This is a genomic window from Nocardia sp. NPDC005366 (assembly GCF_040606855.1).
Lineage (GTDB): Bacteria > Actinomycetota > Actinomycetes > Mycobacteriales > Mycobacteriaceae > Nocardia.
This window is the reverse complement of the sequence record NZ_JBEXFQ010000003.1, coordinates 142,943-168,076: the sequence shown is the minus strand read 5'-3', so window position 1 is coordinate 168,076 and position 25,134 is coordinate 142,943. Positions and strand designations below refer to the sequence as shown.

The 25,134-nt window shown below is 66.2% G+C and carries 25 protein-coding genes; 13 read left to right on the top strand and 12 right to left on the bottom strand.

Going from position 1 to position 25,134, the window contains the following annotated elements:
- Nucleotides 1–83 precede the first annotated feature (83 nt).
- From ABZS43_RS05150 to ABZS43_RS05130, 5 genes are all read left to right on the top strand, one after another.
- Complete coding sequence (locus ABZS43_RS05150) at nt 84–884, top strand: SDR family oxidoreductase (protein WP_355034529.1); 801 nt, start codon at nt 84–86, stop codon at nt 882–884.
- 32 nt (nt 885–916) lie between these two features.
- Nucleotides 917–1,828, top strand: coding sequence for an SDR family oxidoreductase (locus ABZS43_RS05145; protein WP_355034528.1), 912 nt, complete (start codon nt 917–919; stop codon nt 1,826–1,828).
- Nucleotides 1,829–2,039: 211 nt separating this feature from the next.
- Nucleotides 2,040–2,243 (top strand): hypothetical protein, encoded by a 204-nt coding sequence (locus tag ABZS43_RS05140; RefSeq protein ID WP_355034527.1) that lies wholly within the window; start codon nt 2,040–2,042, stop codon nt 2,241–2,243.
- A gap of 10 nt (nt 2,244–2,253) precedes the next feature.
- Nucleotides 2,254–2,769 (top strand): ImmA/IrrE family metallo-endopeptidase, encoded by a 516-nt coding sequence (locus ABZS43_RS05135; RefSeq protein WP_355034526.1) that lies wholly within the window; start codon nt 2,254–2,256, stop codon nt 2,767–2,769.
- A complete protein-coding gene (locus tag ABZS43_RS05130) occupies nt 2,766–3,158 on the top strand; it encodes a hypothetical protein (RefSeq protein ID WP_355034525.1) in 393 nt (130 codons plus the stop codon). The genes ABZS43_RS05135 and ABZS43_RS05130 overlap by 4 nt, the downstream gene beginning before the upstream one ends.
- Before the next feature lie 633 nt (nt 3,159–3,791).
- Here ABZS43_RS05130 and ABZS43_RS05125 read toward each other — a convergent pair.
- Nucleotides 3,792–4,208 (bottom strand): helix-turn-helix domain-containing protein, encoded by a 417-nt coding sequence (locus ABZS43_RS05125; RefSeq protein ID WP_011207048.1) that lies wholly within the window; start codon nt 4,206–4,208, stop codon nt 3,792–3,794.
- Between the two features lie 360 nt (nt 4,209–4,568).
- Nucleotides 4,569–5,732 carry a steroid 3-ketoacyl-CoA thiolase gene (locus ABZS43_RS05120; RefSeq protein WP_355034524.1) on the bottom strand — a complete coding sequence of 388 codons (1,164 nt, stop codon included), beginning with the start codon at nt 5,730–5,732 and terminating at the stop codon, nt 4,569–4,571.
- A gap of 42 nt (nt 5,733–5,774) precedes the next feature.
- On the opposite strand from ABZS43_RS05120, the gene ABZS43_RS05115 reads away from it, so the two are divergent.
- Nucleotides 5,775–7,148, top strand: coding sequence for a cytochrome P450 (locus tag ABZS43_RS05115; protein ID WP_355034523.1), 1,374 nt, complete (start codon nt 5,775–5,777; stop codon nt 7,146–7,148).
- A gap of 89 nt (nt 7,149–7,237) precedes the next feature.
- Here the strand turns inward: ABZS43_RS05115 and ABZS43_RS05110 are convergent, their stop codons facing one another.
- From ABZS43_RS05110 to ABZS43_RS05095, 4 genes are read right to left on the bottom strand one after another with little or no spacing between them, the layout of a single operon-like run.
- Nucleotides 7,238–7,651, bottom strand: coding sequence for a nuclear transport factor 2 family protein (locus ABZS43_RS05110; protein ID WP_355034522.1), 414 nt, complete (start codon nt 7,649–7,651; stop codon nt 7,238–7,240).
- Nucleotides 7,648–8,814: a thiolase domain-containing protein gene (locus ABZS43_RS05105; protein ID WP_355034521.1), complete on the bottom strand. Its 1,167-nt coding sequence runs from the start codon at nt 8,812–8,814 to the stop codon at nt 7,648–7,650. The genes ABZS43_RS05110 and ABZS43_RS05105 overlap by 4 nt, the downstream gene beginning before the upstream one ends.
- The gene (locus tag ABZS43_RS05100) at nt 8,811–9,851 is read right to left on the bottom strand and encodes a thiolase domain-containing protein (protein ID WP_355034520.1); all 1,041 of its coding nucleotides are present in this window, start codon (nt 9,849–9,851) and stop codon (nt 8,811–8,813) included. Before ABZS43_RS05100 ends, ABZS43_RS05105 begins: the two co-directional genes overlap by 4 nt.
- Nucleotides 9,852–9,868: 17 nt before the next feature.
- Nucleotides 9,869–10,861 carry a Zn-ribbon domain-containing OB-fold protein gene (locus tag ABZS43_RS05095; protein ID WP_355034519.1) on the bottom strand — a complete coding sequence of 331 codons (993 nt, stop codon included), beginning with the start codon at nt 10,859–10,861 and terminating at the stop codon, nt 9,869–9,871.
- A gap of 115 nt (nt 10,862–10,976) precedes the next feature.
- On the opposite strand from ABZS43_RS05095, the gene ABZS43_RS05090 reads away from it, so the two are divergent.
- Together ABZS43_RS05090 and ABZS43_RS05085 are read left to right on the top strand one after the other, a co-directional pair.
- Nucleotides 10,977–12,011, top strand: a complete 1,035-nt coding sequence (locus tag ABZS43_RS05090; RefSeq protein ID WP_355034518.1) for an LLM class F420-dependent oxidoreductase — start codon at nt 10,977–10,979, stop codon at nt 12,009–12,011.
- A 64-nt stretch (nt 12,012–12,075) separates the two neighbouring features.
- On the top strand, nt 12,076–13,614 hold the full coding sequence (locus ABZS43_RS05085; protein ID WP_355034517.1) for an acyl-CoA synthetase: 1,539 nt from the start codon (nt 12,076–12,078) through the stop codon (nt 13,612–13,614).
- A gap of 110 nt (nt 13,615–13,724) precedes the next feature.
- Here ABZS43_RS05085 and ABZS43_RS05080 read toward each other — a convergent pair whose 3' ends face one another.
- Nucleotides 13,725–14,723, bottom strand: coding sequence for a sigma-70 family RNA polymerase sigma factor (locus tag ABZS43_RS05080; protein ID WP_355034516.1), 999 nt, complete (start codon nt 14,721–14,723; stop codon nt 13,725–13,727).
- Nucleotides 14,724–14,940: 217 nt separating this feature from the next.
- Between ABZS43_RS05080 and ABZS43_RS05075 the strand changes: the two genes are divergently transcribed.
- Nucleotides 14,941–15,360, top strand: a complete 420-nt coding sequence (locus ABZS43_RS05075; RefSeq protein ID WP_355034515.1) for a VOC family protein — start codon at nt 14,941–14,943, stop codon at nt 15,358–15,360.
- A 57-nt stretch (nt 15,361–15,417) separates the two neighbouring features.
- Here the strand turns inward: ABZS43_RS05075 and ABZS43_RS05070 are convergent, their stop codons facing one another.
- The gene (locus tag ABZS43_RS05070; protein ID WP_355034514.1) at nt 15,418–16,200 is read right to left on the bottom strand and encodes a crotonase/enoyl-CoA hydratase family protein; all 783 of its coding nucleotides are present in this window, start codon (nt 16,198–16,200) and stop codon (nt 15,418–15,420) included.
- Between the two features lie 106 nt (nt 16,201–16,306).
- Between ABZS43_RS05070 and ABZS43_RS05065 the strand changes: the two genes are divergently transcribed.
- Nucleotides 16,307–17,956 carry an acyl-CoA synthetase gene (locus ABZS43_RS05065; protein ID WP_355034513.1) on the top strand — a complete coding sequence of 550 codons (1,650 nt, stop codon included), beginning with the start codon at nt 16,307–16,309 and terminating at the stop codon, nt 17,954–17,956.
- A gap of 83 nt (nt 17,957–18,039) precedes the next feature.
- Nucleotides 18,040–18,864 carry an acyl-CoA thioesterase domain-containing protein gene (locus ABZS43_RS05060; RefSeq protein ID WP_355034512.1) on the top strand — a complete coding sequence of 275 codons (825 nt, stop codon included), beginning with the start codon at nt 18,040–18,042 and terminating at the stop codon, nt 18,862–18,864.
- Here the strand turns inward: ABZS43_RS05060 and ABZS43_RS05055 are convergent.
- Complete coding sequence (locus ABZS43_RS05055; protein WP_355034511.1) at nt 18,861–19,301, bottom strand: MarR family winged helix-turn-helix transcriptional regulator; 441 nt, start codon at nt 19,299–19,301, stop codon at nt 18,861–18,863. The two genes, ABZS43_RS05060 and ABZS43_RS05055, sit on opposite strands and share 4 nt — an antisense overlap.
- Nucleotides 19,302–19,332: 31 nt before the next feature.
- On the opposite strand from ABZS43_RS05055, the gene ABZS43_RS05050 reads away from it, so the two are divergent.
- Nucleotides 19,333–20,412 carry a substrate-binding domain-containing protein gene (locus tag ABZS43_RS05050; protein WP_355034510.1) on the top strand — a complete coding sequence of 360 codons (1,080 nt, stop codon included), beginning with the start codon at nt 19,333–19,335 and terminating at the stop codon, nt 20,410–20,412.
- A gap of 359 nt (nt 20,413–20,771) precedes the next feature.
- On the opposite strand, the gene ABZS43_RS05045 is transcribed toward ABZS43_RS05050, so the two are convergent.
- Complete coding sequence (locus ABZS43_RS05045; RefSeq protein WP_355034509.1) at nt 20,772–21,953, bottom strand: FAD-dependent monooxygenase; 1,182 nt, start codon at nt 21,951–21,953, stop codon at nt 20,772–20,774.
- Between the two features lie 99 nt (nt 21,954–22,052).
- Between ABZS43_RS05045 and ABZS43_RS05040 the strand changes: the two genes are divergently transcribed.
- The gene (locus ABZS43_RS05040) at nt 22,053–22,640 is read left to right on the top strand and encodes a TetR family transcriptional regulator (RefSeq protein ID WP_355034508.1); all 588 of its coding nucleotides are present in this window, start codon (nt 22,053–22,055) and stop codon (nt 22,638–22,640) included.
- Nucleotides 22,641–22,732: 92 nt separating this feature from the next.
- Here the strand turns inward: ABZS43_RS05040 and ABZS43_RS05035 are convergent, their stop codons facing one another.
- Nucleotides 22,733–23,836, bottom strand: a complete 1,104-nt coding sequence (locus tag ABZS43_RS05035; protein WP_355034507.1) for an acyl-CoA dehydrogenase family protein — start codon at nt 23,834–23,836, stop codon at nt 22,733–22,735.
- 31 nt (nt 23,837–23,867) lie between these two features.
- Nucleotides 23,868–25,061, bottom strand: a complete 1,194-nt coding sequence (locus ABZS43_RS05030) for an acyl-CoA dehydrogenase family protein (protein WP_355034506.1) — start codon at nt 25,059–25,061, stop codon at nt 23,868–23,870.
- Nucleotides 25,062–25,134: the final 73 nt, after the last annotated feature.

Genomic DNA, 25,134 nt, shown 5'->3' with positions numbered 1-25,134 from the left:
GGTCTTCGGTGTGCGCGCTGTTCGCCGCACCGGCAAGGTGAGCGGCATTGGCAAAGCAAGCAGTTGCTTGGTAGGTTAGCACGGTGGCACTCGAAATCGATCTGGCCGGACGCGTAGTTCTCGTGACCGGCGGTGTGCGCGGAGTCGGCGCCGGCATCAGCCGGGTATTCCTCGAGGCGGGTGCGACCGTGGTGGCCTGTGCCCGTCGCCCGGCCGAGCGCCCGGTCGCGTTCGGCGCGCGGGAGATCGACTACCTGCCCTGCGACGTACGGGACGCGGACGCGGTGCGCGGTCTCGTCGATGCCGTCATCGAGCGGCACGGCAGGCTCGATCACGTGGTGAACAACGCGGGCGGTGCGCCCTTCGCGCCCTCGGCCACGGCGAGCAAGAATTTCAACACCAAGATCGTCGAGCTGAATCTGATGGCCCCGCTGCTGGTCTCGCAGGCCGCCTACGGGGTCATGGCGGATCAGCCCGACGGCGGCTCGATCGTGATGATCTCCAGCGTCAGCGGGCATCGGGCCTCGCCCGGCACCGCCGCCTACGGCGCGGCGAAGGCGGGCATGGACAGTCTGACGCAGTCGCTTTCGGTCGAATGGGCGCCGAAGGTGCGGGTGAATTCCCTGATCGTCGGCATGGTCGAAACCGAACTGAGCGAATTGCACTACGGCGACCGCGACGGTATCGACGCGGTCAGCGCGACGATACCGCTCGGCCGGATGGCCACCCCGGAAGATATCGGCCGATGCGCGGTGTTCCTTGCCTCACCGCTGGCCGCCTACGTCAGCGGGGCCACCCTGCTGGTGCACGGCGGCGGCGAGCGCCCCGCCTTCCTCGCCGCGTCCACCGCCATGGCCACCGCAGCGACCGGCGAAAAGGCCTGAGAAGTATCCGGATACGAAAGAGGACAACAGGTATGGACGAGCAGATCTGCGCCGGGCGCACCGTGATCGTCACCGGCGCGGGTCGCGGGATCGGCCGGGCGCACGCGCTGGCCTTCGCCGCGGCGGGCGCCAAGGTGGTGGTCAACGACCTCGGTTCGACGCTTGACGGCGCTGCGACCGATGAGACGCCCGCCCAGCAGGTCGTCGCCGAGATCGAGGCGCTCGGAGGCCGGGCTGTCGCCAACGGCGACGATATCGCGGACTGGGAGGGTGCGCGCGCCCTGATCCGCCAGGCGGTCGACACCTTCGGCGGGCTGGATGTGCTGGTCAACAATGCCGGTTTCGTCCGGGACCGGATGCTGGTCAACCTCGGCGAGGACGAATGGGACGCGGTGGTGCGGGTGCACCTCAAGGGCCACTTCGTCACCATGCGTCACGCTGCCGAATACTGGCGCGGCGAATCGAAGGCGGGTCGTCCCGTCGACGCCCGAATCATCAACACCAGCTCCGGCGCTGGTCTGCAGGGCAGTGTCGGGCAGGGCAACTACGGCGCGGCGAAAGCGGGTATCGCCGGTCTGACGCTGACCGCTGCCGCCGAATTCGGGCGCTACGGGGTCACCGTCAACGCCATCGCGCCCTCGGCGCGCACCCGGATGACCGAAACCGTTTTCGCCGAGATGATGGCCGCGCCGGAGGACGGCGGCTTCGACGCCATGGCCCCGGAGAACATCTCCCCGCTGGTGGTCTGGCTCGGCAGCGCGCAGTCGTCGTCGGTGACCGGCCGGATCTTCGAGATCGAGGGCGGCAAGGTCGCCCTCGCCGACGGCTGGCGTCACGGCATCGCCGTCGATCGCGGCGCACGATGGTCGCCCGCCGAACTCGGACCGGTGGTTGCCGACCTGATTGCCAAGGGAGTGCCGCCCGAGCCCGTCTACGGAGCCTGAGCGCTATACCGACGAAGGCCTCCATGGGCGCAGGGCAGCGATGTCCGCGCCCATGGAGGCCTTCGTCGTCTTCGCGCCAGGGGTGCCGCGAGCTGCGTTCTCCTATGTGCACGGGATGCCGCGGTCTACGATAGGCGCCTATATGTGAAACCGGGAGGGTACGGACACCGGGGAAGTGCTGCGCTGAAACGATGAGGGGAAGGCTCGCGCAATGGCCATTGGTCGCACGATGCGTTCGGTGGCGGTAGCCGGGGCGGTTGCCGGTTTTGCGCTACTCGGTCCGGTGGTCGCCGTCGCGCAGCCGGGAAGCGGTAGCGCGGGCGGGAGTGCGGGGCCGGGTCCCATCGGCGCGGTGCCCGTGCCCATCCTGCCGCAGCATGCCGCGCGCGCCGAATTCTTCGGACCGAGATCGTGAGGGGCCGCAGGTGAGTGAGAGCAGAACGCGCAGCAACTCCCGCTCCTACCGCAGAGTGGCAGCCGCGGTCGACGCCGTCTGCGCGATCGCCGCCGATTCCGACGCCACCACCTTGGAGGAGGTGGTCGCGTCGATCGCCGGTGAGCGGAAACGGGAGATCGAAATCGCCAGCGCGCGACTGGGGCCGGGAGTCTGCGGGCAGCGCCGTTTCTATCCCGACCGCGACGTGATCGTGCTGGCCACGGCGCTGCCCAGCCGTGAGCACATACTCGCTCACGAATTGGGGCATATCGTCTTCGATCACGAGGGCGCACCCGCGTCCGAGGTGACCTTGGAAGCCAGCGACGATCTCATCGCCTACATGCTGAGCCAGCGTTCCCACCAGCAGATCGTGGACGACGGCGCGGATGAACTCGCCGAATGGGAGGCGGAGACCTTCGCCGCCATGCTGATGACTCGGCTGCGCGTGTTCAACAGCCGGGGCGCAGGCGTCTCGGTCCTTCGATTCGATGAGGCCCTCGGATGACGTTGTGGTTGACGGCCCTGCTGGTCTGGGGCGCCGCGGGCGCGCGGGTGGGGCGTGTACTGGTGAAACCCGCGACGACCGCCAGGGTCGCGATCGTCGTCGCGGTGGCCTCGGTCGCGCTGGCGACCACCGTCGCGGTGCCCGAAATAGCGCTCGCCATTGATAATCCGCTGCCGCGCGGCGTCCACGCGGGACTGCTCTCGGACGGTATCGCGGTCGCCGCGTGGCAGCTTTTCGCCGTCGCCACATCGGTGGTCGTGGCGGCGGCCTGGCCGGTGGTATCGCGTGTGAATCTGCGCAGGATCGCGACCTATATCTACGGCGGCGGCGGGTGTGCCGCCGCCGGAGATTCCCGAACGCGCCGCCCTCGTCGCCGCGTGGGCGCGTAACCCATTGGGTGACATCATGATCGACGCGCGCTGGATCGTGCCGCCCGACGGCGTCAGCGCGCGCGGCTGGGTCCGGGCCATCGCCCGGTCGTTCCGGTCGGCCGATCGCGCCGACGCCGGGCCCGCACCCGAGTTCGAACGACAACGGGGTCGAATCCGTACAAGGTAATGCCGGGACGGTAGCGATGTTCTCGAATCGTGCGGCCGTCGAGCGGCCGAGCGCATTCTCGATCAACACCGCGCATTACGATCAGGCGAGGTGTATTTCGTCCGTTCGAGGCCGGACGAGGTCTTGGCATCACTCGATGCCTGCCCCCACTCTCGAGGTCTTGCGAAATGCGTGGTCGACCGCCGTGATCAACAGTAGAGTGGTGTGCATTGTCGAATTCGTTTGCAAGGTAGGATGTGCGTACGTTCTGTTGTGCGCGGGAATTGCGTAGCGGCAGCGCAGAATGCGGGTCCGGCCATGATTGGCCGAACCCGCATTTCCATGCAACCCTCGCCGGGCCCCTTCGGTCTGTCGACCTCGGGAACCGGCGTCACGCCAAGAACCCCTCGGGCGCACGACCGCCGAACCGCAACGTCACGGGCACTGTGGGAGTGCGGACGACGTTCCGGAAGGGCGGGGTGCGCCTATTCGGTACCGTCAGGCGGGATTTCGGGCAAGCCTTCGCTCGCTCGAAGCTTCTCCGCCATCGAGGTGAGGAGGTTCTGTGATTCTTCGGACAAGTCGAACGCTCTACTCGACAGCCGTCGCAGTCCGTAGCCTTGCAGCTGGGACAGCAGTTCCAGATCATGATCGATCTTGGCGGCATAGATGTCGTTGAAGAAGTAGTCCGGTTTGACCTTGAAGAACTTGGCCAGTGCAGCCACCGTTTCATCCGACGGATTCGTCCGTTGTCCCGACCGCAACTGCGAGAGATACGGTTTCGAGATCGGATGTCCGGAGGCTGTCAGCGCAGCCGCAACCTCCGCGTTGGTGTGCGGCTTGCGCCCCGGGGGATGCACGGTTTCGAACAGCTTGTTCAGCCGCGCCGCGAAATCAGCCATTGTGAGCCGCCCAATTCCCTTCGCTGTACTAACAGTTGTTATCTCGGATACGTATCATTGATATTAGCGGCTCAGTAACTGAAAACCTACGCCTGATTCAGGATTTCCTTGAAGCTTCCAGGTGTCGCTCCGGTGAAGTGACTGCGACCGTGGCGTTTGCGGGTCGCCCCAACGTCTCTAGAAGAGGCGTTGTACGGCCCGGTTCTGGCCCGTCGAGAAGGTCTAACCTCACCGTTCGATGATAACTACAAGATAGCTGACATCTCATCTACTGGCGTGAACTGGTCTTTGTGTGGCGTACGACACGTTTCGGGTCATTTAAGATGAACGTTCAACTACCTGGGGGAATTGGCGCGAATGCTACAGCCGTTCGATGATCGTTCCTGTCGCCAAAGCGCCACCGGCACACATGAGAACCATCGCGGTACTACCGCCGGTTCGCTCCAGTTCGTGCAAAGCCGTTGTGATCAGACGGGATCCGGTGGAGCCGACGGGATGCCCGATCGCGATGGCGCCACCGTTGACATTAACCCGATCGATGTCCGGCTTGTGGACTGAAGCCCATGAAAGGGCGACCGAAGCGAATGCCTCGTTGATCTCGAAAAGATCAATATCGTCAATTTTCATACCGGAGCGCTCGAGCAGACGGGTGCACGCCTGCACCGGACCGTCGAGGTGGAACTCGGGTTCGGCGCCGACCAGCGCCTGGGTGACGATCCGCGCGCGGGGGCGCAAACCCTCTCGCCGCGCGACTTTTTCATCCATCAGTAGGACCGCCGCCGCACCGTCGGAGATCTGGGATGACGTTCCCGCCGTGTGGATCCCGCCCTCTTGGACCGGCTTCAGCTTGGCCAGCCCCTCCGCGGTGGTCTCGCGCAGACCCTGGTCCCGGGTGACCTCCAACTTCTCGCCGGTCGGTTTCCCTTCCTTGTCGAGCGCGGGCGCGGTGATCGACAGCACCTCGCGGTCGAAACGGCCCTCGGACCACGCCTGGGCGGCCAAGCGCTGTGAGCGCGCGCCGAACTCGTCGACGTCGGCGCGGGTGATGCCGCGCCGCTTGGCGATACGCTCGGCTGCTTCGAATTGGTTCGGCAGGTCGATATTCCACGACGCGGGCCTGCGCGAGCCCGCGTTCTCGCCGAGATTGGCGCCGAGGGGGACCCGGCTCATGGCCTCGACGCCGCAGGCCATCCCGACCTCGATGGCACCGGCCGCGATCAGGCCCGCAATGAGATGATTGGCCTGCTGCGCGGAGCCGCACTGGGCGTCGACGGTCGTGGCGCCGGTCTGCCACGGCAGGCCCGCGTGCAGCCACGCGACCCTGGCGACGTTATTGGACTGCTCGCCCGCCTGGGTGACGCAGCCGCCGATGACCTGCTCGACCAACGCCGGATCAAGATGCGCCTTGTCCAGCAGTCCGCGCTGGGCGAGGCCGAGAAGTTCGGCGGCGTGCAGGCCGGCCAGCCAGCCACCGCGCTTGCCGATCGGGGTGCGAGCGGCTTCGACGATCACGGGTGTGCCCATGTCCAACCTTTCGTAAGGTGCGAAAACTGAAACGTGTGCCAGGTGTTGGGCCAGGTCTTCTTTACTAGTCCGTCCGCCTGTGCTGCAATGATTGTAGAACGTGTTTCAGTTTGTCGAAGGAGACATCTGGTGGTTGACACTGGGAACGCCCAGCCGCTGGCGACTGCCGGCAGGTCGCTCGAAACAGCTCCGAATGTGCCGGACGGGTTCGACGTCACCGACCCTGCCATCTACGCGGAGCGTATTCCGGTAGAGGAATTCGCCGAACTGCGGCGGACCGCGCCCGTCTGGTGGAACCCGCAGTCGCCCGCTGTCGGCGGCTTCCACGACGAGGGTTTCTGGGTGGTCAGCAAGCATGCCGAGGTGAAGGAGGTGTCGCGGCGCAGTGACGTGTTCTCCAGTCACGAGAACACCGCGATCCCGCGCTTCAACGACGACATCACCCGGGAACAGATCGAACTGCAGCGCTTCGTCCTGCTCAACAAGGACGCCCCGGAGCACACCAAACTCCGCAAGATCATCTCCCGCGGCTTCACCCCGCGTGCGATCAACAGCCTGCGCGAGGAGCTCTCGGCCCGGGCCGAATCGATCGTGAAGGCGGCGGCCGAGTCGGGGAGCGGAGATTTCGTCACCCAGGTCGCGTGCGAACTGCCGCTGCAGGCGATCGCCGAACTGATCGGCATTCCGCAGGAAGACCGGATGAAGGTATTCACCTGGTCCAACGATATGACCAGCTATGACGATCCCGACAGTGACGCCGACCCGGTGACGGCCTCGGCGGAAGTGCTCGGCTACGCCTACCAGATGGCGGCGGCGCGCAAGGAAGCCCCGGCCGACGACTTGGTCACCACCTTGATCGAGGCCGATATCGACGGCGACAAGCTCAGCGAGGAAGAATTCGGTTTCTTCGTCATCATGCTCGCCGTTGCGGGGAACGAGACCACCCGCAACGCCATTACGCACGGCATGAACGCCTTCATCGAGAACCCGGATCAGTGGGAGCTGTTCAAGAAGGAGCGTCCCGCCACCGCCGCCGAAGAGATCATCCGGTGGGCGACCCCGGTGACCTCATTCCAGCGGACCGCGTTGGAGGACACCGAACTGGGCGGCGTGCAGATCAAGAAGGGTGATCGGGTGGTCATGCTGTACCGCTCGGCGAATTTCGACGAGGACGTCTTCGAGAATCCGGAGACCTTCGACATCACGCGCAAGGACAACCCGCACCTGTCCTTCGGCGGCACCGGCGCGCACTTCTGCATCGGCGCCAACCTGGCCCGGCTCGAGATCGACCTCATCTTCAACGCCATCGCCGATCATCTGCCCGACATTACCAAGGTCGCCGCCCCGAAGCGTCTGCGCTCGGGCTGGCTCAACGGCATCAAGGAATTCGCGGTGGACTACGGGACGAAGGGCTGATCTGTCCGAGAGTCCGGCCGACGAAAGGGGCCCCGAACCGCGATCGGTTCGGGGCCCCTTGTCCGACTGTCAGAGCGGAGGCAACTGCCTCAGTCGACGGGAGTGGCGGTGCGCATCGCGCGATCGACTTCCCAGAACGCCCGCAAGGCGGTGATCTTGCCCGTGCCGTCGACCTTGTAGGTGAACACGCCCTCCGCGTCGATCCGATGCCCGCCGATACGGCTGCGGATGGCGCCGGTGAAGGCCACCTCCGAGCCGCAGGCGAACGAATCCTCGAAGAGGAATTCGATCGATTCCGTCTTCGCGATCGCCAGATCCCAGAATGCCGCGATGGCCTCGGCGCCCCGATGCCCCTTCCCCTCGGGATCGAAACCCGAAGGGCCGACGGGATCTTCGACGATCCCATCGGCGGCGAACAGCGCTACCCAGGCCGCCTTATCCTTGGCACGCACCGCGGCCTGTGATGCCAGCCCGGCCGCCCTGGCCGGATGCTCGGCGCTCATCGGCGTTCCGACCCAACAACCCACATCGAGAAGTACTGCGAACCGCCGCCGTAGGCGTGGCCGAGCGCCTTGCGCGCTCCCTCGACCTGGTAATCGCCCGCCTTGCCCATGACCTGCTTGGCGGCCTCGGCGAATCGGATCATGCCGGAGGCGCCGATCGGGTTCGAGGAGAGCACGCCGCCGGAGGGGTTCACCGGAATCCGGCCACCGATTTCGGTCTCACCCTTATCGGTCAGTTTCCAGCCGTCGCCGGGGGCGGCGAAACCCAGATTCTCCAGCCACATCGGTTCGAACCAGGAGAACGGGACGTAGATCTCGGCGACGTCGATCTCCTCCAGCGGATCGGTGATTCCGGCCGCCTCCCACAGTGCGGCGGCCGCGTCCCGGCCGGCCTGGGGGTTGACCTGATCGCGTCCGGAGAAGGTGGTCGGTTCGGTGCGCATCGCGGTCGCGTGAATCCAGGCGACCTTCTTGCCGGTGGCTTCGATCGCGGTCGCGGCGTCCTCGTCGCCGATCACGACGGCGCAGGCGCCGTCCGAGGACGGGCAGGTTTCGTCGAAACGGATCGGATCCCACAGCATCTGCGAGGCCAGCACCGAATCCAGCGTGATATCCGGCTGTTGCAGGTGGGCCAGCGGGTTTTTCGCGCCGTTGCGCCGATCCTTCACCGCGACCATCGCTCCGATATGGCTCGGTGCGTTCGACCTGCGGATATAGGAGCGGACATGCGGGGCGAAGTAGCCGCCCGCGCCCGCGCCGACCGGCATGGTGAACGGTACGGGAATCGAGAGCGCCCACATGGCATTCGATTCGGACTGCTTCTCCCAGGAGACCGCGAGCACCTTCTTGTGCACGCCCGCCTGCACCAGATTGGCGGCGACGATGCCGGTCGAGCCGCCGACCGATCCCGCGGTGTGCACACGCAGCAGCGGTTTACCGGTCGCGCCGAGGGCGTCGGCCATGAACAGTTCGGGCATCATGACGCCTTCGAAGAAGTCGGGCGCCTTGCCGACTACCACCGCATCGATATCGGTCATGGTGAGACCGGCATCGGCGAGTGCGCGATCGATGGCCTCGCGGCAGAGTCCTGCCATCGATACATCGGTTCGTTTCGTCACGTGATGGGTTTGTCCGGTGCCGAGCACCGCGGCCGGCTGACTCATCGAATCGCCTCCGAGTCGAGTACGGTCACAAGGTTCTGTTGCAGCGCGGGCCCGCTGGTGGCGTGGGCGAGTGCGCGATTCGCGGTGCCGGAGATGATGGCCTCGGCCGCGAAACCGATGCGCTCCAGGCCCGCGGCGAACATCGGGTTGGCCGCGAGTGCGCCACCGGAGGGATTCACCGAGGTCCCGGGCTTCAGGCCGATCGCCTCGGCGAGGATGAGCTGCTGATGGCTGTAGGGCGCATGCAGTTCGGCGATATCGAATCCACTCGTGTCCCCGCCGGTAACGTCGTGTGCCGCAGCCGAAGTGGAGGGGGAGACGGTGAGGTCTCGCGCGCCGAGCACGGGGCTGTCCACTCGGTGCGCCATACCGCTGATCCAGGCCGGACGCGCACAGAGCTCGCGAGCACGATCGCCGACCGCGAGCACGATCGCCGCCGCGCCGTCGGTGATCGGCGCGACATCGTGTGCTCGCAGCGGATCGGCGACATACGGTGTGGCGAGCAGACTTTCGATATCACCGTCGGAACCGGCCGCGACCGCGGCCATATCCCGTTCGGTCCAGCGGCCCGCGTCGATACCGGCGCGAGCCTGTAGCCCCGCGATGGATACCGAATCCGGCCACAGTGGGGCGACCACGTAGGGATCGAGCTGCATGGTCAGGATCTGGCGCAACGTACCCGCCGAGGACTTGCCGAAGCCGTAGACCAGCGCGGTGCTGGCCTGGCCTGACTTCAGTTTCACGAACGCCTCGTACAGTGCCCACGCGGCGTCCATCTCCACGTGCGATTCGTTGATCGGCGGCACGGCGCCGATCGAGTCGATCGCGGAGATGAAGGAAAAGGCGCGCCCGGCAAGGAAATCGGAAGAGCCCGAGCACCAGAAATCGATATCGGTCTTGGTGATGCCGAGACGGGTGTAGAGCTGCTGGAAGCAGGGCACCAGCATCTCGACACCATTGGTGGTGCCGAAGGTTTCCGGCACATGCGGCGCGTGGGCGAAGCCCACGACCGCGATGTCGGTCGAACGCTCATTCATGATGGGGACAGCGCCTCTCAGAGGTGATGCTTGTAGGTGTCGTATTCGGCATCGGGCTCGCCGGACGGCTCGAAGTGGTCGACGTTCTCCAGGCCGAAACCCCACTCCTCACGCGGTCGCCAGACCGCCTTGACCCGCATACCCATGCGGACCTCACTCGCGTCGCAGCCGAGGACCAGGTGCAGCACCGGGATATCGGCCCCGTCGAGCAGTACGTAGGCCGCGACGTACGGTGGTTTGATGCGTTGCCCGAGGAAAGGCACGTTCACGATGCAGTACGTGGTGACGGTGCCGTGATCGGAGAGTTCGATGAAGTCGTCGGTCGGCAAGCCGTTGGTCGGGTTCGCCCCGCGCGGCGGGAAATACACCTTGCCGCCCGCGTCGGTGCGCGCGCCGATCAGCCTGCCCTCGGTGAGTCCGCGCAGGTAGACCGACTCCTGGGGCGACGCGGTGTGCTTGTAGGCGAGGTCGACCGGCGTGGTGATCATCGTGACCGGCTCGGCGTATTCGCCGGTCTCCGGCGTGGCGATGGACGTTTCGCCCGGTTCGAAGCAGGCGATATCGGTGATGCTGCCCCGCGTCTCGTCCGCCCACCTGGCTCGCACGCGCATACCGGTGCTGATGTCGGCGGGCGTCGCCACGTCGACGGCGTGCAGCAGCGCGGAATCCGCGCCGTCCAAGCGAATCAGCGCCCAGGCGAACGGCCGGTCGAAGGGCTGGCCCGGCAGCGTGTCGTGTACCCAGGTCCACGATTCCACGGTGCCCACATCCGCGACGTCGACGAATTCGGTCAGCGGTTCGAACGTCACCGGATCGTATTCCGACGGCGGCACGAGCACCCGGCCGTCCGAGCCGCGTACGCCGACGATTGTGCGGGCGCGCAGTCCGGTCAGGAAGGCGCCGATGGTCGGGCCCACCGACCGGGTGTAGTCGAATCGGACTCGCAGTGGCGCGCTGAGTACATCGGTGTTGATCCCGGGGTCGCTCTGCTCCAGCTGGCTGGTGTTCAATTCCGACCCTTTCTCATCCGCGATGACGCCGGATGCGGTATTCCCCTGAGTCACGATATCGAGTAGAACAGGTTCTTATTCTGCTGGCAAGCAGTTGGCCGGAAAGGGGTCGATCATGAAGTTCGGATTGCAGCTCGGGTATTGGATGGCGCAGCCCCCCGCGAACGCGGGCGAGGTGGTCGTCGCCGCCGAGGCGGCCGGATTCGACGCCGTTTTCGCCGCTGAGTCCTGGGGCTCGGACGCGTTCGGTCCGCTCGCCTGGTGGGGCTCGAGGACGCGGCGGGTGCGCCTTGGCACGTCGGTGGTGCAGTTGTCGGCGCGCACCCCGGCGGCGACCGCCATGCACGCGCTGACACTGGACCACCTCAGCGGCGGGCGCGCGGTCCTCGGGCTCGGCGTCTCCGGTCCCCAGGTGGTGGAGGGCTGGTACGGGCAGCCGTTCGCCAAGCCGTTGCAGCGCACTCGCGAGTACGTGAGCATCATCCGTCAGGTGCTGGCGCGCGAGGCGCCGGTGACCAATCCTGGCCCGCACTACCCGCTGCCCTATACCGGGGCGGGCGCACTCGGCCTCGGCAAGCCGCTCAAGCCGATCGTGCATCCGCTACGTGCGGATTTGCCGATCTGGCTGGGTGCGGAAGGTCCGAAGAATGTCGCGCTCACCGCGGAGATCGCCGACGGCTGGCTCGCCATCTACTACGCGCCGCGCCTGGCGAATATGTATAACGACTGGCTCGACGAGGGGTTCGCGCGGGCGGGCGCACGCCGCACCAGGGAGGATTTCGAGATTGCCGCGAGCTGTCAGGTGGTGATCACCGACGATGCGGCGAGCGAACTCGAACGGATGCGCTGGGTGATGGCGCTCTACATCGGCGGCATGGGAGCGCCGGAGCTGAATTTCCACGCCCAGGTCTATCGGCGGATGGGATACGACCGCGAGGTCGACGAAATCGGCAGACTCTTCCAGGCGGGAAAGAAGGCCGAGGCCGCGGCGCTCGTCCCGGACGAGCTGATTCTCGACACCGCCATCATCGGCGACGAGGAACATGTCAGGCGGCAGCTGAAGGTGTGGGAGGCGGCCGGTGTCACCATGATGCTGGTGTCGGTTCCCGACGTCGAGCAACTGCATCGACTCGCACCCCTTGTCGATTAGTAGAACACGTTCTAAGTTTATTGAGGTGTCAGCCTCACCAGCCCCGTCGCCCCAGCATTCCTCCGTGCAGGAACCAGTGAAAATTCTCGGTCTGTGGAATATCGCGGACGCCGAACCGGATCGGATCGCGATGGTCGATCCGACGGGTCGGGAGGTGACCTATCGGGAATTGGCCACCCTCGCCGACCGATACGCCACCGGCCTACAGTCGCTCGGCCTGGAAACCGGCGATGTCCTGGTCAGCATGCTGCACAACAGCGTCGAGGCGATCGCCACCTACTTCGCGGCCTACGAGGCCGGGCTGTACATCGTCGCGGTGAACTGGCATCTCACGGGTCCCGAAGTCGCCTACATCCTCCAGGACAGCGAAGCCAAGGCATTCTTCGCCAGCGACCGTTTCGCCGCCGCGGCGACAGCCGCCGCCGACGAAGCCGCTCTGCCCGCGACGGCGCGCTTCGCCCTGGGCGATATCGACGGATTCACCCCGCTGTCCCAGCTGGGAGCAGCGGACTCCGGGCGCCCGGACAATCGCAGCACCGGCGGACCCATGCTCTACACCTCCGGTACCACCGGCCGCCCCAAGGGTGTCCGCCGTCCGCTCACCGGAGCCGACCCGGACGTGGTGCCCGTCCACACCACCGCCTTCTTCGGTCTGTTCGGACTCGGCCCCTACGACGACCACGTCCACATCTGCGGATCACCGCTGTACCACACCGCGGTACTCAACTTCGCGACCATCTCGATCCAATTGGGGCACAAGCTCGTTCTGATGGATCGGTGGGACGCCGAGGACATGCTCCGGCTCATCGACAAACACCGAGTCACCCACAGTCATATGGTCCCGACCCAATTCCACCGGCTGCTCGCGCTCCCGGAAGAGGTGCGGGCCAAATACGACGTCTCCTCGCTGCGCAGCATGGTGCACGGCGCCGCGCCGTGCCCGCAGGAAACCAAACGACAGATGCTCGAGTGGTGGGGCCCGACCGTCACCGAGTACTACGCCGCCACCGAAGGCGGCGGCACCGTCATCAACGGCACCGACTGGCTGCGCAAGCCGGGGTCGGTCGGCAAAGCCTGGCCGTGGTCGGTCATCAAGGTCCTCAGCGAAGAGGACGGCTCCGAAGTGCCCGCGGGTGAGCCCGGACTCGTCTACATGAAAATGGGCGCGTCCAGCTTCGAATACCACCACGCCAAAGAGAAGACCGAAGAGTCCAGGGTCGGAGACCTGTTCACCGTCGGCGATATCGGCCACCTCGACAGCGACGGCTACCTCTACCTGCACGACCGGCGCTCCGACCTGATCCTGTCCGGCGGTGTCAACATCTACCCGGCCGAAGTGGAAACCGTACTCATCACCCACCCGAAGGTCGCCGACGTCGCGGTCTTCGGTATCCCGCACGAAGACTGGGGCCAAGAGGTCAAAGCGGTCGTGCAACCCGCCGAAGGTATCGAAGGCGACGACGAACTCACCGCTGAACTACTCGCCTTCGCCGCGACCCAGCTCGCGAAGTACAAAATCCCGAAATCCATCGACTACCTGCCCGAACTGCCGCGCGACCCGAACGGCAAGTTGTACAAGCGCAAACTGCGCGAAAGGTATTGATGTAAAGGGGGGGTGTGATTCGGCGGCCCGGGGGCCGCGGGTTCGCGGCCCCCTTTGTCTCGCTCCGGGCGGGGTTGGGGAGGGGCGGATGGTTGTGGGGCCTGGGGATTTCAGGGTTGCGTGGCCGGTTCGCGCAGTTCCATGGGGAGGTCGAACAGGGGGAACAACTTCTCGGTGTCCAGGAAGAAGTTCAGGCCTGCGATGGTTTCGCCCGCCAATTCCAGTACCGTGATCGACCAGGGCGAGTAGACGCCGGGTTCTTCGGTCGGTTTGTAGTGGCCGAAGGCGACGTGGCCGTTCGCGCCTTCCAGGCGGATGAGTTTGGAACCCGCGCAGGCGCTTCCGGTGCCGAGCATGAACGCGGCCACATTGTCGGGACCGGAGATCCAGAGTTCCAAGGGCGGCATGGACAGGGCCACATCGGCTTTCAGCAGGGTGGTGAGTGTATCCATGTCGTACGCCTCGAAAGCCGAGACGAAATCGTTGATCAGTTTGCGCTGATTCTCGTCGGTCTCGTTGTAATCGTCGGTGACCGTTGGCTGCACCTTCGACATGGTGGCTCTGGCACGCTGGAGCGCGCTGTTCACCGAGGCGGGGGACATGGTGAGGGCCTCGGCGGTCTCGTTGGCGGAGAACCGGAGCACCTCCCGCATGATCAGAATCGCGCGCTGGGTGGCCGGAAGATGCTGACAGGCCGCGACGAAGGCGAGCCGCAATGTGTCCTTGGTCGACGCGTGTTCGGCCGGATCCGCCCCGAAGGCGAGGCCGTTGGGAATCGGTTCGATCCAGACGTAATCGGGCTGGGGGGCGGGCAGCGGCGAGTCCGGGCGGGACGGACCGTTGAGGTCCATCGGCCTGGCCCGGCGCTGCGGCCCGTCGAGCATGTCGAGGCAGACATTGGTGGTGATCTTGTACAGCCACGACCGTAGACTCGCGCGGCCCTCGAACGAATCGTAGGACTTCCAGGCGCGAGTGAAGGCCTCCTGTACCGCGTCCTCGGCTTCGAAGGACGATCCGAGCATGCGATAGGCGTAGGCGCACAACTCCCGCCGATGTCCTTCGAACGATTTCAGGACATCGTCGTTGACGGTGCTGGACGAGTCGGTCATGGTGCAACCATGGCACAGGGTGCCGACAGATTACAGACCCGAAACTCCGGTGGCGGCGGCGATCGGGATCGGTATCGGGTCTCGGTATCGTGGGGCGGCCTCGTACGGTCACAGCCGTCGCCACCCGCTGTCGCGATGAGTTTCGCGCCGCCGTCCCGTCCTCATGGGTGAACCCATCGGTGTGTCGAGAGGACAGACTGTGTCGAGAGGACAGACAATGAGCAGCAGGATGATCTTCATCAACCTCCCCGTGGCCGACCTGACGCGGTCGAAGAATTTCTACGAGACGCTGGGCTGGAAGGTCGATCAGGATTTCACCGACGACAATGCCGCGTGCATCGTCGTCGACGACAATATCTGCCTGATGCTGCTGACCAAGGAATTCTTCCCGACCTTCACCACACGTCCGATCGCCGATACGGCCGCGACGATCGGCGCGGCCTACGCGCTGTTGCTTTCGAGCGCGGCGGAGGTGGACAGCCTGACCGACGCGGCGATCGGCGCGGGCGCGACGGAGGAGGTCAATGAGGACAAGCGCGCGCAGGAGGCCCAGGTCGGCATGCACGGCCGCACCTTCATCGACCCCGACGGACACCAGTGGGAGCCGTTCTGGATGGCGCACCCGGGCGCGGGCTGAGCCACGCCGAACACCCCCGGTACATCGTAGGAACCGGGGGTGCGGTGTATCTCGAACTCAGCTGCCGGAGAAATTCGGCTTGCGCTTCTCGGCGAAGGCTTTCGGGCCCTCCTTGGCGTCGGCGGATTTGAATACCGCGGCACCGAGTTCGGCGTCGATCTTGAAGGCTTCCTCTTCGTGCATACCCTCGGTATCGCGGATGGTGCGCAGAATGGCCTGCACGGCGATGGGGCCGTTGGCCGCGATCTGGTCCGCGATTTCCAGTGCCTTGTCCAAGGCCGTGCCGTCCGGCACCACATGTCCGATCAGGCCGATCTCCTTGGCCTCGGCGGCGCTGAGATGCCTACCGGTCAGCAGAATTTCCGCCGCGATGGTGTAGGGGATCTGACGAACCAGGCGCACCGCCGAGCCGCCGAGCGGGAACAGGCCCCAGCGTGCCTCGGACACACCGAATTTGGCGCTCTCGCCCGCGACGCGAATATCGGTGCCCTGCAGGATTTCCGTGCCGCCCGCGATGGCCGCGCCCTCGACCGCCGCGATCAGGGGTTTGGTGAGCCTGCGGCCCTTGAGCAACGCATCGATCTTGGACAGATCCCAGCCGCCGCCCTTGAAGGCGTCGCCCGGATGCGAGGTGGTCATCGCTTTGAGATCCGCGCCGGAGCAGAACGCCCCGCCCGCACCGGTCAGGATGGCCACCCGGATATCGGGATCGCTGTCGACCTGGTCCCAGGCGTCGCGCATGATCGCGAGCATCTCCCCGGACAGGGCGTTGCGGGCCTCCGGCCGATTCAAGGTGACGATGAGAACGTGGTCGCGCTTCTCGACGAGGCAGTGCGGCATCGGGACTTCTCCTGACTTTCTGGCCGGGGATGGTTAACCGGCCGAGTCGGCCGTAGTAGGCAAAATCAGCCTTGTCAGGAACAGTAACACGTTCTATTTTTAGCTTGTGAGCTACAACATAGCGGATTTTGTCGAACACGCCATCGACCTCATGCCGGATCGCGTCGCGCTGGTCGACGACACCCGTGAGGTGACTTACGCGCAGTTGGAGGAAAGGGCCAATAAACTGGCCCATTACCTGCAGGAACAGGGTGTTCGGCCGGGCGACAAGGTCGGCCTGTACTCTCGCAACACCATCGAGGCCGTCGAGACCATGGTCGCGGTGTTCAAGGCCAGGGCCGTGCTCATCAACGTCAACTTCCGTTATGTCGAGAACGAGTTGCAGTACATCTTCGACAACTCGGATATGGTCGCGTTGATCCACGAGCGCCGCTACAGCGACAAGGTGGCCGCCGTCCGCCCGAACGTGCCGAAGTTGAAGACCGTTGTCGTCGTCGACGACGATACGGCCGGTTCGGTGCCGACCGCAGCGGATTCGATCGACTACGACACCGTGCTGGCGACATCGTCGGGGGAGCGCGATTTCGGCGAGAGGTCCGTCGACGACATCTTCATGATCTACACCGGGGGCACAACGGGTCTGCCCAAGGGCGTGATGTGGCGTCACGAGGACTGGTGGCGGGTGCTAGGCGGGGGCATCAATTTCATGACCGGCGAGGCCATTCAGGACGAGTGGCAGCAGGCCAAGGTCGGCGCGGGGAATCCGCAGATGGTGCGCTATCCGATTCCGCCGCTGATTCACGGCGGTTCGCAGTCGGCGATATTCCACGGCCTGTTCGACGGCGGCAAGACCGTCATGCTGCCCGAGTTCAGCGCGCACGGGGTGTGGCAGGCGATCGATCGCCACACCGTGAACCTGATCTTCATCACCGGCGACGCGATGGCCAGGCCCATGCTCGACGCGTTGCAGGCCGGAAATCCGGAAACCGGTGAGCCGTACCAGCATTCGACCCTGTGGGCGTTGGCGAGCAGCGCGGCGCTCTTCTCCCCGACGCTCAAGGACCAGTTCATCGAACTGCTGCCGAACACCATGATCACCGATTCGATCGGATCCTCGGAAACCGGATTCGGCGGTCTTGCCGTCGCCACCAAGGGCGCCACCCACACCGGCGGCCCCCGGGTGAAGATCGACGCGTCCACCGAGGTCCTCGACGACGACGGCAATCCGGTCGCGCCCGGCTCGGGCCAGATCGGATTCCTGGCCCGCAAGGGGCATATTCCGGTCGGGTACTACAACGACGAGGCCAAGACCGAAGCGACGTTCAAGGAGTTCAACGGGGTCCGCTACTCCATTCCCGGCGACTACGCCAGGGTCGAGGAGGACGGCGCTGTCACGATGCTCGGGCGCGGTTCGGTGAGCATCAACAGCGGTGGCGAGAAGATCTACCCCGAGGAGGTCGAGGGCGCGCTCAAGGCGCATCCGCAGATCTTCGACGCTCTCGTCGTCGGTGTTCCCGACGAGCGCTGGGGGCAGCGGGTGGTTGCGGTCGTGCAGTGCCGCGGCGAAGAGCGCCCGACGCTGGAGGAATTGCGCCCGATGCTGACCAAGGAGATCTCGGCCTACAAATTGCCCCGCAGCCTGTGGTTCGTCGAGGAGATCAAGCGTTCTCCCGCGGGCAAGCCGGACTACCGGTGGGCCAAGGAGCAGACCGAGGTCCGCCCGGCCGACGCGCACGCCGAGGCGAGCGCGAAGTAATAATCGAGTAGACCGCCCATGGCCGCCGTGATTTCGCGGCGGCCATGCCACATCAGTCGGCCACCAGCCGGAAGGGTGTTGATATGGCCTTGCCGCTGGCCTTCTTCGAGGAGACCGAATTCGGATTCGTTCCGCTTCCGCTGGCCGCGGGCGCGTGGTCGCCGGATACGGTCAACGGTCCTTCGATCTGCGGGCTGCTGGCGCGCTCGCTCGAAATCGAGCATTGCGCCCCGGGTTTCACCCCGGCTCGGCTCACCGTCGACCTGTTCCGGCCGACCTTGCGGCGTCCGGTGACAGTGCGCACGACGCTGGTGCGCTCGGGTAATCGGATTCGGGTCGCCGACGCCGAACTGGTCCAGGACGCGACGACGGTGGCGCGTGCCTCGGCGGTCTTCCTCCGGCGTTCGGAACAGCCCCCGGGCGAGCTGTGGACGCGTGGGGACGAACCCGCGCCGCCGCCCAGCGAACTTCTCGGTGACGTGGGCAGGCCGCTGTGGGGCAGCGACGAACACCCTGCCGGATGGACGCACGAACTCGTGGAACACCAGAACGGCAGTCGCAAACGCTGCTGGCAGACCCCGGTGCCGGTGGTTCTCGACCGGCCCGCGTCCGCTTTCGCCGCCGCCGCGACGATCGGTGAATCGGCGAGCTTGATGACGAATTGGGGCAGCGCCGGCGTCGGCTTCATCAATGCCGATCTGACCATCGCCCTGACCAGGGCCGTCGAGGGCACCGCGATCGGGGTCGAGGCGGACAGTCACCTCAGTCTGGACGGTATCGCCGTGGGAAGCGCGACGCTGTTCGACCGGGCGGGTTCCTTCGGCACCTGCGTGGTCACGGCGCTGGCGAATGCCGAGCGGCAGGTCGATTTCGCCGAGGATCGTTTCGCGGAGATGCGGATGAGTTAGACGCGAGCGCTCGTCGTCGCGTGCAGATTGTCGATGAGCGCGGTGAGTGAACGGGTCAGCCGGCCCCGGTCGGCGGCGAGGCGGTCGAGTCCGCTCGCTCCGAGCGCCGCGGTCATCGACTCGAACGCGAGTTGGCCACGGCGGGTGGGGAATACGAGTACGCGGCGGCGATCGGTGTCGTCCACCCGGCGCAGTACGAGATTATCGGCGATCATCGCGTCGATAAGGCGGGTGAGGCTGGCACCTGTGCACAGCGTCGCCTCGGCCAGTTGCGACATCGAGCGGCCGTCGCCGGCGGCGACGGCGGTGAGCACGTGCCAGCGACCGACCGAGGATTCGCCGAGACTGGTCGCGATGGCGCGATCCAATTCCTGCGATGCCTGGCGTATGAGCCGTGCCAACTCCTCCAGTGCGGCGGGGGCGGTGCTATCGTCCACGTCAGCACTATATATGCGGTGGTGATTTCCCATGGCGGCGTCGGATTCACGAGGCAGGCGGGCGAGCGTCGATATCGCACTGGTCATTCCGCTGAGCGGACCGGCGGGGATGTTCGGTCCCTCGTCGGAGGCCTGCGCGACGCTGGCCGCCGAGGACATCAATGCCAGGGGCGGCATACTTGGCCGCCCCGTGCGTCTGCATCCGGTCGACGCGGGAGCGCCGCTTCCCGAACTCTCCGCCCGGATCGACCGGATGGTGAGTCTCGGTCGGATCGACGGTGTCATCGGCTGGCATCTGTCCACCGCGCGCAAGGTGATCACGCCGCGCACCGTCGGTCGGGTTCCCTACGTGTACACCACCTTCTACGAGGGCGGCGAGGATTCCGACGGCGTCTACATGGTCGGGGAGACGCCGGAGCAGCAGCTGTTTCCCGCATTGCGCTGGATGCGCGCGGAATTCGGTATCCGGAGCTGGTGCGTGATCGGCAACGACTACGTGTGGCCGCGTGAAACCGCGCGAGCGACAAGGGAATACGTCGCGAATACCGATATCGATATCATCGGCGAGGCGTTCGTCCCGCTCGGCGGCCGGAATTTCGCTCCGTTGCTGGAATTGATCGCGAACTCACCGGCCCGCGGCGTGCTGCTGCTCATGGTCGGGGCCGACGGCGCCGCGTTCAACAGCGCGTTCGCGCGGGCCGGGCTCGATGAGAGCAGGATCCGGCTGAGCATGATGATCGGCGAGGACGTGCTGTACGCGGGCGGGCCGGAGAGTTCGCGCGGACTCTATACGGCCTCGGGATATTTCGAGAGCGTGGTCTCGCCCGAGGGGATGGATTTCGGCAGTCGATACGTCGGTCGCTACGGGGCCTTCGCGCCCGCGCTGAACAATATCGGCGAATCCTGTTACGAGGGAATGCTGTTGTTCGCGTCGCTGGCCGAGGCGGCGCGCAGTCTCGACGTGCGCGATATCGAGCGGTACGCGGGCCGGGTCAGCTATGGCGGCCCGCGCGGTGAGGTGCGGGTGCGCGGTTCGCACACCACGCAACCGGTATTCCTCGCCGACGCGAATGAACTCGAATTCAGCGTGCTCGCCGAACTGATCTCCTGATCAGGGGGCTCGACACTGCCGTCAGCGCTCGGCGCGTCGCGCCGATTCCGCGGCGGCCGTAATAGGAAGTTCACACCACGGTTTCACGGTGGAGACATCGCTGCCTTTGGATCATAACCGTACGAAATAGGTTCACTTGAAAATAAACGAGAGGGAGACGCCGCGATGATCGAGGCGACGGGCGGGTCCATGCTCCGCGCGGTCCGACTCATCGATGCGGCCCGCTGAACTCCGTGTGCGCCCGGCCGTGCCGGCGGCCGGGCGCACACGGGGGCCGGATACTGGGGCAGGAGCGACCCCGCGTCCGGCCATAAGGAATCGGCCCGCCGATGGGGCGGGCCGATTCCGGCCGGAATCCCTCAGCGATAACCGAGTTCGGCGAGTCGGTAGGCCAGCCTGCCGCGCACGGCCGGAACGCGGATGAGTATCGACAGCGCCGCGTTGCGGATCAGGCGGGCGGGACGTGAGCCGAGGGTGGCCATTCTGGTCATCCGATCGGTGAAGGCGACCACGTCGCGCGCCACCGGGCGACGGGTCGTCTCGTAAGTATCGAGCAGCGCCTCGGGCTCGCCCGCGAGAACCCTGGCGAGAAGTCCGCCGAGGACGGCGGCGTCCTGGATTCCGGTATTCATACCCTGGCCGCCCGCCGGGCTGTGCACATGTGCGGCATCGCCCGCGATCAGGATGCGCCCGGCGCGGTAGTGATCGGCGACCCGGTGGTGTACCCGGAAGCGTGAACTCCACAGCACCTCTGTCACTTTCACCTCGCCGCCGGGACCACGCGCGTCGAGTACGGCCTGGATATCGTGGACGGACGGATGTTCGGGCGCCTCGTCGACGGTCGCGACCACCCGGAACCGGTTCGGCTCGTCGTCATCGGGCAGCGGGGCGACCACGGTGACGCCCTCCGGTGAGAGATGCAGTGCCACTTCGTTTCGGGCGATGGGCCAGCTCATCCGGACATCGGCGAGTACGAACGATTCCGGATAGGAGTCCCCGGTGAAGCCGATCCCGGCCTGATCCCGCACGACGCTGTGCATGCCGTCCGCGCCGATGACATACCTCGCGTGGATGGTTCCCGGGGTATCCGCGCCGTCGAGATATTCGACGGCGAGTCCCGCGCCTTCGTGGGCGATCCCGGTGACCCGGTAGGGCCGGTGGACCTCGCCGCCCGCCTTGCACAGACGTGCGAGCAGTACCGCTTCGGTGATGTCCTGCGGCGCCATCAGGGTGTAGGGGTACCGGGTGGGGAGTCCGTCGAAGTCGACCGTGGCCAGGGTTCGGGTGCGGTCGCGCACGGTGAACCGGGGGACCACGATGCCGCGTTCGATCAGTTCGTCGGCGATGCCGAGGTCGTTCAACACCTCGAGGGTTCGGGCGTGCACGACAGCGGCACGCGAGGTGTTCGCGCCCTCGCTGAGCCGGTCCAGCACGACGACGTCGGCACCGGCGTCGGCCAGCGTGATCGCGGCGGTGAGTCCGGCCGGTCCCGCGCCGACGATGACGACGGCGGCGGACTGCGGCAGCGGGGTGGTTGTCATGACTACTCCTGGTCAACAACTGTAGGTCAACGCTTGTTGGCATAACCGTAACGCGGTGACGGATATGAAGTCAACAGTTGTTGGCCTACAATCGTTGGCATGACAGTCGACGCAGATCACCCCCCGGCGCGGCGTTCGGACGCGACCCGCGCCGCGATCCTGGACGCGGCACGCGCCCGCTTCGCCGCCGAGGGTTATCGCAAAGCGACGGTTCGCGCCATCGCGGCCGACGCGGCCATAGATCCATCCATGGTGATGCGCTATTTCGGCAGTAAGGACGGGCTGTTCGCCGCCGCCGTCGAGATCACCCTCGACCTGCCCGATCTCTCGGGCGTCGACCCGCACGTCATGGGGGAGCTACTGATCCGCCGATTCCTCGCCGTCTGGGAGGAATCCCCTGGCAACGAGGTCATGCTCACTCTGTTGCGCACCGCGATCACCGACGACGCCGTGGCCGATCGTGCCCGCGCCGTGTTCGCCGAGCAGGTCACCCCCGCCGTCCTGCGCTGCGGCGACCCCGCGGACGCCCCCCGTCGCAGCGGCCTGATCGCGACCCAGCTCCTCGGCCTCGCGCTGTGCCGCTACATCCTGCGCCTGCCGCCGGTGCTCGCGCTCACCCCGGAGGCCATCGTCGCCGATATCGGCCCGACCATCCAGCGCTACCTCATCCCGACCGCGACGTCCTGACCTGACGCGACCCCGGACTGCCGGTCGCGGACTGCCGGTCGCGGACGACGAACGGCCCGCCGACATCCGGCGGGCCGTCGAGTGGTGGGGGATCAGGCGGGGTCGGCCAGGAGCGCGCCGAGACCGCGCAGATGGTCGGTGGCCGGCCCGAGGGCGAATTCGTGGTGTTTGGCGGCGGTGAAGTAGTTGTGCACGATGTGATCTCGGTCGATGCCGACCCCGCCGTGGACGTGGACGAGGGTGTGGGCGACCCGGTGCCCCGCGTCGGCGGCCCAGAATTTGGCGGTGTGCACGGCCTCGCCCGCGGGCAGATCCTCCGACAGCCGCCATGCCGCCTGGGTGACCGCGAGGCGCAGACCCTGTACGTCGATGTAGGCGTCGGCGAGGCGCTGGGCCACGGCCTGGAACGAGCCGATGGCCTTGCCGAATTGTTCGCGCTCGCGTGCGTAGTCGGCGACGAGATCGAGGGCCTTCTCCAGGGTGCCGAGCTGCTGGGCGGCCAGTCCGAGCCAGGCACGGCCGAGAATCCAGTCCAGAATCCGCGCGCCGGATTCGACGGTCGCGACCAATTCGGCCGGAGTGTCGGTGAATTCGACGGCGAACTCCGCGCTCCAGTCGACCACCTGCTGCGCGGTCGAACGCACGGTGGAGTGGGCGGGATCGACGAGGAAGACCGCGGGCACACCGGAAACCATGGCGGGAACCAGGATTCGGGCCGCCCGGTCGGCGTGCGGCACGGTGATCTTGGTTCCGGTGAGCAGCCAGCCGCCATCGCTCTGCCTGGCGACGGTCGCCGGGCGGGTCGGCTCCCAGTTGTATTCCTCGGCCAGCGCGGCGGTCAGCACGACGGTGCCCGCACCCGCCTGCTCGGCCCATGCGCGCTGGCTCTCGTCACCGAATCGCGCCAGCGCGCCCGCGCCGACCACGATCGACCACAGGTACGGCACCGCGGCGACCGATTTGCCGAGTTCGCGCAGAATGGCGCTCTGTTCGAGCACCCCGAAATCGCCGCCGCCAACGGTGGCGGGCAGCGCGGCGGCCAGCACACCGGTTTCGGCGAGCGCGTGCCACAGCGCGTCGTCGAAACGTCCGGCCCTGTCGAGTTCACGCAGCCGGTCGGCGGTGACCAGTTTGCCGGTCACCTCGGCGGTCAGGTGCCCCAGATCGGTCTGGGCCTCGGTCTGGGTGAAATCCATGGTGTTACCTGCTTTCCGCGTTCGAAGTCTGTCAGCGTGCCGAGGCGGGCTGGCGCAGTGCGGTCATGGCGATGATGTCGCGCTGGACCTCGTTGGTGCCGCCGCCGAAGGTGAGGATCAGCGCGGCGCGGTGGAAACGCTCGAGACGCCCGCGCAATTGCGAACCGGGGGAATCCTGGCGCAGGTAGGCCTGGGGGCCGAGCACTTCCATGAGCAGGCGGTACGCCTCGGTGGCGAGTTCGGTGCCGTACACCTTGCAGGTCGAGGCGTCCCATGGGCGCGGAGCCGCGTCACCGCCCGCGTCGGCGCGGCTGGCGATCTCCCAATTGAGCAGTTTCAGGTATTCCGTCTTGGCGTACACCTTGGCCAGGTTGAGCTGTACCCACTCCCGGTCGATGACCCGGGAGCCGTCGCTGGCCTTGGTGGCGCGGGCCCATTCGATGGTCTGGTTCAGCGCGACGCCGAGCGGTCCCGCCGAGGTGAGCGCGACCCGCTCGTGATTGAGCTGGTTGGTGATGAGTGACCAGCCGCCGTTCTCCTGGCCGACCAGTGAACTCGTCGGCACCCGGACGTCCTGGTAGTAGGTGGCGCTGGTGTCGGGTCCCGCCATGGTGTGCACCGGTGTCCAGGAGAAGCCGTCGGCGCTGGTCGGCACGATCAGCATGCTGATGCCCTTGTGCTTCTTCGCGCTGGGATCGGTGCGTACGGCCAGCCAGATGTAGTCGGCGTAGGCGATCAGGCTGGTCCACATCTTCTGGCCGTTGATGATGTAGTCGTCGCCGTCGCGCACCGCGCTGGTGCGCAGACTCGCCAGGTCGGTGCCGGCGCCGGGCTCGGAGTATCCGATCGCAAAATGCAGTTCGCCCGCCGCGATCTTGGGCAGGAAGAACTTCTTCTGCTCCTCGCTGCCGTAGTGCATGATCGTCGGCGCGACGGAGTTGATGGTCAGGAACGGCACCGGGGCGCCCGCGATGGCGGCCTCGTCGGTGAAGATCAGCTGGTCCATGGTCGGCCGGTCCTGGCCGCCGTATTCTTCGGGCCAGGCCAGGGTGAGCCAGCCGTCGCGGCCCATGTCCCGCACGACCTCGCGGTAGACGTTGCCGTGCCCGTATTCGCCTGTCGTCGCGCTCAGCGCGGCCCGGCGCTCGGGGGTCATGAGTCGCGCGAAGTAGTCGCGCAGCTCGGCGCGGAGCTCTTCCTGCTGCGGCGTATACGCAATGCGCATGGCAAAACCTCGAGCCTTCGTTGGATTCGGTTGATCCGATGATTGCATATCGACTGAAACATGTTCCAGTATT